The sequence below is a fragment of the Flavobacterium akiainvivens genome (assembly GCF_001278115.1).
Taxonomy (GTDB): Bacteria; Bacteroidota; Bacteroidia; order Flavobacteriales; family Flavobacteriaceae; genus Flavobacterium; species Flavobacterium akiainvivens.
The window spans coordinates 1-2,665 of sequence record NZ_LIYD01000004.1 but is presented as its reverse complement, the minus strand read 5'-3'; the positions used below and the strand labels follow the sequence as shown (position 1 = coordinate 2,665).

The 2,665-nt window shown below is 47.6% G+C and carries 2 protein-coding genes; both read left to right on the top strand.

Translation table 11 applies throughout. From position 1 onward, the window contains the following. Positions 1-231 precede the first annotated feature (231 nt). A complete protein-coding gene (gene istA / locus AM279_RS00040; protein ID WP_201782524.1) occupies positions 232-1,752 on the top strand; it encodes an IS21 family transposase in 1,521 nt (506 codons plus the stop codon). Between the two features lie 26 nt (positions 1,753-1,778). Further along, positions 1,779-2,525: an IS21-like element helper ATPase IstB gene (gene istB / locus AM279_RS00035; RefSeq protein WP_054405553.1), complete on the top strand. Its 747-nt coding sequence runs from the start codon at positions 1,779-1,781 to the stop codon at positions 2,523-2,525. The last annotated feature ends 140 nt before the right edge of the window (positions 2,526-2,665 follow it).

The window sequence follows — 2,665 nt, the reverse complement described above, 5'->3', positions numbered from 1 at the left end:
TTGGACAAACCAGTGCAAACTGACCCCTCTTGGCCGATTTAAAAAGACCCCTCTCGCCGGCTGAAACTGACCCCCTTTCGCCGGAGCAAACTGACCCCTGTTGGCCAGTTTAAATTGACCCCTCAAAAAAAGTAGAAAAAGTAGTCTTGTGGCGGGCTTTTGGAACAAGGATTAGTTTAGCGTTTTGATAAACTAATCCTGAGATAGACCATGTCCAATAAGCCGATAAAGATGAATAAATTAAGACAGATTATCCGTCTGTACTGCCAGGGTACAGGCATTAAGACCATCCATGGGATGGTGGGTACCTCCCGCAACACCATCAAGAAGTACGTCCGGGTCTGGAACACGCTGGACATGGATTTTGAAGCCTTTAGCGCCCGTAGTGACAGCGAACTCTCGGTTATCTTTACCACCCCTGTTGCCAAAATCCACAGCAGCCCGCGCATGCGGGAACTGGAACCACTGTTGCCTGAACTCTGTAAAAGGCTTAAAAAGAAAGGTATGACCCGTGAGATCCTCTACAAGGAATATCTCGAAAAACATCCGGATGGCTATAGCCGTTCGAGTTTTAATAATGCCATCCATACGTACCTTCAACTCTCCAAACCGGTCATGCATGTGGAACATAAGGCCGGTGATAAGATATACATCGACTTTGCCGGCAGCAAGCTCAGGGTTGGCCAGGGAGAGGCTGCACGTGAGGTGGAGGTTTTTGTAGCCATACTGGGCTGTAGCCAGCTTACTTATGTTGAAGCAGTGGACAGCCAGCGTAAGGAAGACCTGATCCTTGCCTGCCAAAACGCCCTGCGTTACTTTGGTGGGGTGCCCAAGGCCATCGTGCCGGACAACCTGCGCTCGGCAGTAACACGGGGCAGCAAGTATGAGGCAGTACTCAACGATGAGTTTGCTGCCTTTGCCGAGCACTACGGTGTTACCATAGTGCCTGCGCGCGTTTATAAGCCCCGTGACAAGTCTTTGGTGGAAGGTGCGGTAAAACTCATCTACCGCAGCATTTACACCCGTCTGGAAGGTCTTAGCTTCGATAACCTTGTATCGCTTAACGAATCGATACTCCCGGCACTTGAAATGCACAACAATAAGCCCTTCTCCGGGCGCAGCTACTCCCGACGCGAACAGTTCGAGGAGATAGAGCGTGAAGCCTTATCTGCATTAAACCCTATTGATTACCAGGTCCACAAACAGGTAATGGTTACCGTTATGAAAAACGGCTACATACGCCTTGGCGAAGACATACATTACTACAGCGTGCCGTACACCTACATCGGCAAAAAAGTAAAGATACTCTACACCACAGCATTGGTAAAAGTCTATTATCAGTATACCATGATTGCCTGCCATGAACGGATAAAAAGCAAATACCATTACACCACCAATGAAGGCCACCTTGCCTCACAGCACCGCTTCCTTACCGAGTGGAGCCCTGATAAGTTTATACAGCAGGCACAGGCCATACACGAAGACGTAGCCCTTTATATAAGCAAAGTACTGGAACTTAAACCCTATCCCGAGCAGGCCTACAAATCCTGTTCGGGTATCTTAAGCTTTGCACGGCGTGTAGGCTCAGAAAGGCTTACCAACGCCTGCCGGTGGGCCATGAACCTTAGCCAGTACAATTATCCTGTTATTGAGGAGATACTGCGCAAGCGCCTTGACCAGTTACAACCCGAACAGGAGCTCACTGAAATACCGCCGCACAGCAACATCCGCGGAAAGGAATATTACCAATAATCACTACCATTAAAACAATAAAGACCATGAATAACGAAACACTAGACAAGATGCGCCAGCTGCGCTTATACGGCATGTATGATGCCTTTAAAACCAACCTGGAAACCTCCATAAAAGAATCGCTTACACCCGACCAGTTCGTTGCCTTTTTAATCGCCAGCGAATGGGACGACCGCCGTAACCGGAATATAGAACGGGCTATTAAATCAGCAGGCTTCCGTTACAAAGCCTCACTGGAAGAGGTAGACTATGCTATTGATAGGGGGCTGGACAAAAACCAGTTCCACAGGCTGGCCGGGCTCGATTTTATAAAGGAACATAAGGATATATTTATTACCGGTTCCACCGGGACAGGGAAAAGTTACCTGGCAACAGCGCTGGGCTACCAGGCCTGCCAGGATGGCTTTAAGGTACTCTATGTCAATACCGCCAAGTTTATGGGGCAGCTTAAACTGGCCAAAGCCAAAGGGACACTGCTGGCTGAACTTAAACGTATCGAACGCATAGACCTGCTTATACTTGATGATTTTGGCCTGCAGCCCTTCGACCCGCAGTCAAGGCTTATACTGCTGGACATTATAGAAGACCGCCACCAAAAGCGTTCTACGATGCTTACATCGCAGATACCGGTAAAGCAATGGTATGATATAATCGGTGAGAAAACCATAGCTGACGCTGTACTGGACCGCATCGTACACCACTCTTTAAGGCTCGAACTTTACGGGGAATCGTTAAGGAGAAGAAAATCTAAATCAGATAGTGTATTTTTGTAAAAATATTAGTGAATAACCAGGACTAAAAACTACCGTTTTTAAAGCCTGACACAAACTACAACTTGTACGCTTTTTTTGTCAATAACTCTAAGGGGTCAATTTGCTCTGGCGAGAGGGGGTCAATTTAATTGGTATATCCA

Excerpts from the sequence above, each read along its gene's own strand:
- istA (WP_201782524.1), top strand. The coding sequence starts at position 232 with ATGAATAAATTAAGACAGATTATCCGTCTGTACTGCCAGGGTACAGGC.
- istB (WP_054405553.1), top strand. The coding sequence starts at position 1,779 with ATGAATAACGAAACACTAGACAAGATGCGCCAGCTGCGCTTATACGGC.